The organism is Mesorhizobium sp. M4A.F.Ca.ET.050.02.1.1, assembly GCF_003997725.1.
In the GTDB taxonomy this organism is placed as follows: domain Bacteria; phylum Pseudomonadota; class Alphaproteobacteria; order Rhizobiales; family Rhizobiaceae; genus Mesorhizobium.
The window spans coordinates 1-6,144 of sequence record NZ_RZSG01000337.1 but is presented as its reverse complement, the minus strand read 5'-3'; the positions used below and the strand labels follow the sequence as shown (position 1 = coordinate 6,144).

The window sequence follows — 6,144 nt, the reverse complement described above, 5'->3', positions numbered from 1 at the left end:
TTCCAGTAGGAATAGGTGCCGGCCGGCTGTTTCAGGATGTCGCCGAGGACGCCGGCTTCTTCCCGCGCCTCGATCATGGCCGCCTTGCGCCCGCTCTTGCCCTTCATCGGCCAGCCCTTGGGCACGATGAAGCGTCTGGTCGTGCGCGACGTCACCAGCATCACCTCGATGCCACCATCAGGGCCCAGCCGAAAGGGTATCGCCGCCACCTGGCGAATCCGTTCGCCCCTCTTTGCCTTGCGCACGGCTGTCTTCTTGGTCGCTGCCATTCCCAGAAACCCAGTCGGATCGCCCCTTCCCGAGCAAGGAGGGCGCCATCCCGCAAAACCCCAAACCGCCGCCGATGCAACAGTGCATTTTTCCGGCAGGTTAGTTGGCTAAATAAATCGAAAATGCCGGCTTGTCAGCGGCACGACGTCAAAATCGCATTGCCCAGCACCTGGCAGCTCGGCTTGACCACCGGTACCTGCGGTCGAGGCTGCGGCACGATCTGGCGATCCTGCTCGCGATTCAGCTGCTGCTGTTGCTGGAATTGCTGCCGCAGCATCCTGTTCTGCAGCTGCAGCAGTTCGTTCTGCTGGACCAGAACATTGCGATTTGTTGGGATAATCACCTGCGCCAAGGCATGCGGAGCCACGGCCACCACCATCGCCGTCGCCAGCATTGCCAATATGAGAACCGTCGTTGGACGAAGCTGCCGCATCGATCCGCTCCCGCGTTAAACCTACCACCCATATAGGGCATTTGACCGGCGGTGCCATGGTCGATGGGCAGCCACGCCAAATTGATTGGTTCATCGGCCAGGAATGTGCCCTCCAACCTGGCATTGCACTTGACGGGGGCGGTTGTTTCGCCGCTCTATCGGCCGGCGCCAGGCCGAGCCAGTGGCTGGAGCCGAGCCTGGCAAGAAGGGATCCCTATGAGAAGCAGGTATCTCGCGGCGATAGTTGGCGCTGTCTGCATCCTCGGCGTGCCGGTTTGGGTAAACGCTGCGCAGACCAAGGGCGACAAGGTGGCGCCGGCCGCCGACGCGGCCAAGCCGCAATTGCCGGGCGGGGCCTCGGCGCTCTCGGAGACCCATGGCGACTGGGTGGTCAATTGCCAGGTCAACGGCGCGGCCAGGGCCTGCAGCCTCTCGCACCAGCAGTTCAGCAAGCAGACCAACCAGCGTCTGCTGGCGATCGAATTGTCGACCAAGACCGGCGAGGATGCCGCTGGCACCCTGGCGCTGCCGTTCGGCCTGGCGCTGGCCAAGGGCATCACGCTGGAGATCGACGACAAGAAGCTGGAAGGCATCTTGCAGTTCAACACCTGCCAGGCTGTCGGCTGCCTGGGGCCGGTTGCCTTTGACGCCGACACCACGCCGCTGCTCCAGAACGGCACCAGCCTGAAGGTCAATGCGGTCGCCGCCGACACGGCGCAGCCGATCAGCTTCTCCATCTCGCTCAACGGCTTCGGCGGCGCGCTGGCAAGGACGGCGGAGCTGTCGGCGGACTGAGTTCCTGCTTAGACCGACCGGGACGATCGGCATTCGCCGATCGCCCGTATCATTGACGTCCATCGCGCGTAGTCCTTATTTCCGGTTGGCTTAATTCAACCTGCGGTCGGCAGGGTCAGAGCGGCACGGGACGCCGCCGCGACTACAATGCTACAGTCGTCATGGGTCTTTACCCCCGGAATATGGATCGGAAGGCCATAAAGGTTCGAGACGGGGCGGACAGGAAAGAAATAGGAATCCCATAAAGATTTCGGCTTGCCAGGTTGTCGCTGCCTCACCCTTGCAGGCTGGCCTCACCGGATTATCAATAGTCTCGAAACACGTTCTGCGTGGCGCCAGGCTTGGCGACGCCCGGTCGATATTCCGAGGAAGGACAAAAAATGCTCGACATCGCACCATCGCAGCAGGCGGCCGCCTGGCTCGGTTCCTTCGCCCGCGCGCTCGAAGCCGGCGACATCGAGGCAGTGGCCAATCTTTTCGTCGAGGACTGCTACTGGCGCGACCTGCTCACCTTCACATGGAACATCAAGACCATGGAGGGCCGGGCGGCGATCCGCGACATGCTGGTGGCGACGCTCGCGACGGCACGGCCGTTGCGATGGAGCCTCACCGGCGAAGCGAGCGTCGACGATGGCATCATCGAGGCCTGGTTCAGCTTCGAGACAGTCGTTGCCAGGGGCGAGGGGATCCTGCGCCTCAAGGACGGTCGCTGCCGGAGCCTGTTCACGGCAATGAGCGAGCTCAAGGGGTTCGAGGAGCAAAAGGGTCCGGCGCGGCCGCTCGGCATCCGCCACAAGGCCGATCCCGATCGCGAGACCTGGGCGGAGGCGCGGGCGCGCGAGGCACGCGACCTTGGTGTCAGGGAGCAGCCCTACTGCCTGGTGATCGGCGGCGGCCAGGGCGGCATTATGCTCGGCGCCAGGCTGAGGCAGCTTGGCGTTCCGGCGATCATCATCGAGAAGAATGCGCGCGCCGGCGATTCCTGGCGCAACCGCTATCGCTCGCTCGTGCTGCACGATCCGGTCTGGTACGACCATCTGCCCTACATTCCGTTCCCGGAGAACTGGCCGGTGTTCACGCCCAAGGACAAGATGGGCGACTGGCTGGAAATGTATGCACGGGTGATGGAGCTGAACTATTGGGTCGCCACCAAATGCGTCAGCGCCGCCTATGACGAAGCCGAAAAGGCCTGGACCGTCATCGTTGACCGAGTCGGCCAGCGCATCACCCTGAAGCCGAAGCACATCGTCTTCGCGACCGGTGCCTACGGACCGCCGCGGCAGATCAGTCTGCCCGGCGCCGAGGCCTTCAAGGGCGAGATCCTGCATTCCAGCCAGTATTCCAGCGGCGAGAAGTTCCGCGGCAAGCGCGTCGCGGTCATCGGCGCGGCAAGCTCGGGGCATGACGTCAGCGTCGACCTCTGGGAGGCGGGCGCCATGGTCACCATGGTCCAGCGCTCGCCGACGACGGTGGTGAAGTCCGACACGCTGATGGAAGTCGGCTTCGAGATATTCTCGGAAAAGGCGCTAGCCCGCGGCATCACCACGGACAAGGCCGACATGATCGTCGCCTCGACGCCTTTTGCGCTGGTGCCGAAGGGGCAGCGCGCGCTCTACGACATTATCCGCGAGCGAGATGCTGATTTCTACAAGCGCCTCAGCGACAGCGGCTTTGCCCTCGATTTCGGCGAGGATGAGACCGGGCTGCTGATGAAGGCCTACCGCACCGGCTCGGGCTTCTACATCGACGTCGGCGCCTGCGAGCTGATCATCAACGGACAGATCGCGGTGCGGAGCGGTGTCGGCATCAAGTCGCTGACACCGAGCGGCATCCTTTTCGACGACAGCAGCGAACTCGCGGTCGATGCGATCATCTCCTGCACCGGCTATCGGTCGATGAACGAGACGGTGGCTGCGATCGTCTCGCGCGAGGTCGCCGACAGGGTCGGTCCATGCTGGGGCCTGGGCTCGGGCGTGAGAGGCGATCCCGGTCCCTGGCAGGGCGAGTTGCGCAACATGTGGAAGCCGACGGCGCAGGAGGCGCTGGGGTTCCATGGCGGCAACCTCGCGCTGTCGCGCTTCTATTCGAAGTTCGTGGCGCTGCAGCTCAAGGCGCGCATGGAAGGGATCGCGACACCGGTCTATGGCGAGCCGAGCAACGCGGGGCGCTGAAGCTACCGATCTCCCCCCTTGTGGGGGAGATGGCGGCAGGCCAGAGGGGGTCGGTTCGACTGGGCTCGACCTCCTGCGACAGATGAAGGCTGGCGCTTCACGCGCGGCGACCCCCTCTGTCGCCTTCGGCGACATCTCCCCCTCAAGGGGGGAGATCACCCATGCCCGAAATGCCTGGCCGCAACCTCGACATGCGTGTGACCCGCATGCGCCTCGAAGCGCTCGGTCTCGTTGTGGTCGGCGGCCTCGTTTGGCCACCATTTGCCGCCGAGGACGATGCCCTCTGAAACGAGCCGCTGATCGGCGACCAGCGAGGCGCCGACCGCGTCGACAAAGGTGAAGCGGCCCGGTTGCTGCCTGAGCACCGCGACGTCGCCGATGCCGCCGACCTTCAGCGCGCCAAGATCGGGCCGCGCGATCGCCTCGGCCGGGCGCTGCGTCGCCGCGCGCAGCACCTCGACCAGCGGCATGCCGAGCGCCAAAAGCTTCGACATGCAGACGAGGATGTCGAAGGCTGGGCCGTCGACGCAGTAGAGATGCACGTCGCTCGAGATGACGTCGGGCGCGAGCCCCTCGGCCAGCATTGCCTTCGCGACCTCGAAGTCGAAAGAGCCCATGCCGTGGCCGATGTCGAAGATGACGCCGCGCTCTCGCGCCAGCCGCATGTCGGGGCGCACCGCGCCCGAGGCGAAGACCGGCGCGTTGGGGAAGGGGCGGAAGCAGTGAGTGAGGATGTCGCCGCGGCGCAGCCGCGGCAGCACTTCCGAGCGTCCGGGCGGCGGCTCGTCTATATGCGCCATCAGCGGCAGGCCGGCCTGGTCGGCGGCCTCCAGCGCCAGGTCGACCGGGGCGATGCCGCTGGTGCCGCCGGCGTGACGGCCGGAGCGGACCTTGACGCCGACGACGACATCGGCGTGCTCGCGAACGGCAGCCACCGTTTCGCGCGGCTCGCAGAGCCTCAGATCGCTGCATTCGCCGACAGAGACCGTTTGCGAGAAACCGAAAATGCCGGCGAAGGAGATGTTGACGTAGGCGAGGATGCGGACCTTCGAACGCTCGATGACGTGGCGGCGAAAGCCGAGGAAATTGCCCGCGCCGGCGCTGCCGGCGTCGATGAAGGTAGTGGTGCCGCTCTTCGCCGCGAGCCGGTCGGCGTCGACACCGAGCGAGGTGCCGCCCCAGTAGACGTGGCTGTGCAGGTCGATGAGGCCGGGCGTGACGAGGCAATCCCTCGCGTCGATCACTTGTTTCGCGTGTTCGGCGTCGATCGCCGCTTCGATCGCGGCGACATGGCCGTTGGCGAAGGCGAGGTCACGTGGCGCATCGAGCCCGGAAGCCGGATCGATAAGGCGGCCGCCCTTTATCAGGAGATCGAATTGCATCGGGCAGCCTCCGGTTGTTCTGGTCTCTCTGTCAGAGCGGCCGATAGGCGACGGCCTCGACCTCGATCTTGATGTCGATCATCAGCCGCGACTCGACCGTCGTGCGGGCCGGCGGATGCTTCGGGAAATGCCTGGCATAGACGGTGTTGAAGGTGCCGAAGTCGCGCGCGTCCTCCAGCCAGACCGTCGTCTTGACCACATCGTCCATGGTGCAGCCGGCAAGCGCCAGGGCCGCATTGATGTTCTGAAGCACCTGCTCGGTCTGCTCGACGATGCCACCCTGGACGACCATACCGTCGCTTCCGACCGGCACCTGGCCAGAGACATAGACGAAGTCGCCCGCACGGACCGCGGGGGATAGCGGCACATGCGATGTTCCGAAACACTGCTTGGGCAAGAAATAGCCTCCTGTTCAGACATGGCAGGACTGTTCGGAGTCTGCCGTTGCCGACCCTCTATCCCTATTGGCGCGATCCTCCTAGTGCCGCTGGCTGGAGAGCAATATTTTTCGAGATGGATGTTGCTTTGCTAGAAGTGGATCAGCATGTTGCGCCGCCATGCCGGTCGCGATCCGGGAGAAAGAAAATGACCTTCGACAAGAACCCGTTTCCGGCCGGCGACGCCGATCGTCATGCGCTGTGGGACATGCTGGTGCGGCGCGACATCGACGCCTTTCTCTCGCAGGACTGGTCGATGGTCGAGGACGATTTCGTCGCCGAAAGCTTCTTCGGCATGCATGCGCATTTCCTCAACGACGCGGATGCCTGGCGGCTGCAGTTTCCGACGCTCGCCGCCTATCGCGACGAATGGCTGCGCCAGGCCAAGGAAACCGCAGCGACGAAATTCGCCGAGCCGCTGCGCGAGGCGCTTTTTCGGGTCACCAACATGCGCGACATCGATGTCGACGGCGACCGGGCGGTGCTGCACAAGAAGTTCAACGGTTCCATCGCGAAGGCGGATGGCAGCGTCGACAGGCTGAAGTGGCAAACGCTCTATTTCTGCTCGAAGGTCGGTGGCCGCTGGAAGATAGCGGGCTTCGTCGGCTACATGCCCCACCCGCTGGGGAGCTAGGCTCGCGTCGGAAGCCCTCGAC

Annotated in this window: 6 protein-coding genes and 1 pseudogene; 3 read left to right on the top strand and 4 right to left on the bottom strand. The window is 64.5% G+C overall.

Annotated features, from left to right (window positions below; genetic code table 11):
- Together EOA33_RS20700 and EOA33_RS20695 are read right to left on the bottom strand one after the other, a co-directional pair.
- A pseudogene (locus EOA33_RS20700) lies at positions 1–269 on the bottom strand (NUDIX hydrolase); the annotation flags it as partial.
- A 134-nt stretch (positions 270–403) separates the two neighbouring features.
- Positions 404–703, bottom strand: a complete 300-nt coding sequence (locus EOA33_RS20695) for a hypothetical protein (RefSeq protein WP_127406447.1) — start codon at positions 701–703, stop codon at positions 404–406.
- A gap of 216 nt (positions 704–919) precedes the next feature.
- On the opposite strand from EOA33_RS20695, the gene EOA33_RS20690 reads away from it, so the two are divergent.
- On the top strand, positions 920–1,498 hold the full coding sequence (locus EOA33_RS20690) for an invasion associated locus B family protein (RefSeq protein WP_127406446.1): 579 nt from the start codon (positions 920–922) through the stop codon (positions 1,496–1,498).
- A gap of 380 nt (positions 1,499–1,878) precedes the next feature.
- Complete coding sequence (locus EOA33_RS20685) at positions 1,879–3,669, top strand: NAD(P)/FAD-dependent oxidoreductase (protein ID WP_127406445.1); 1,791 nt, start codon at positions 1,879–1,881, stop codon at positions 3,667–3,669.
- A 155-nt stretch (positions 3,670–3,824) separates the two neighbouring features.
- Here EOA33_RS20685 and EOA33_RS20680 read toward each other — a convergent pair whose 3' ends face one another.
- Complete coding sequence (locus EOA33_RS20680) at positions 3,825–5,051, bottom strand: amidohydrolase/deacetylase family metallohydrolase (protein ID WP_126058333.1); 1,227 nt, start codon at positions 5,049–5,051, stop codon at positions 3,825–3,827.
- Between the two features lie 31 nt (positions 5,052–5,082).
- The gene (locus EOA33_RS20675) at positions 5,083–5,448 is read right to left on the bottom strand and encodes a RidA family protein (RefSeq protein WP_126058334.1); all 366 of its coding nucleotides are present in this window, start codon (positions 5,446–5,448) and stop codon (positions 5,083–5,085) included.
- A gap of 188 nt (positions 5,449–5,636) precedes the next feature.
- Between EOA33_RS20675 and EOA33_RS20670 the strand changes: the two genes are divergently transcribed.
- Entirely contained in the window at positions 5,637–6,122 is a 486-nt protein-coding gene (locus tag EOA33_RS20670; protein ID WP_126058335.1) for a hypothetical protein, read from the top strand.
- Positions 6,123–6,144: the final 22 nt, after the last annotated feature.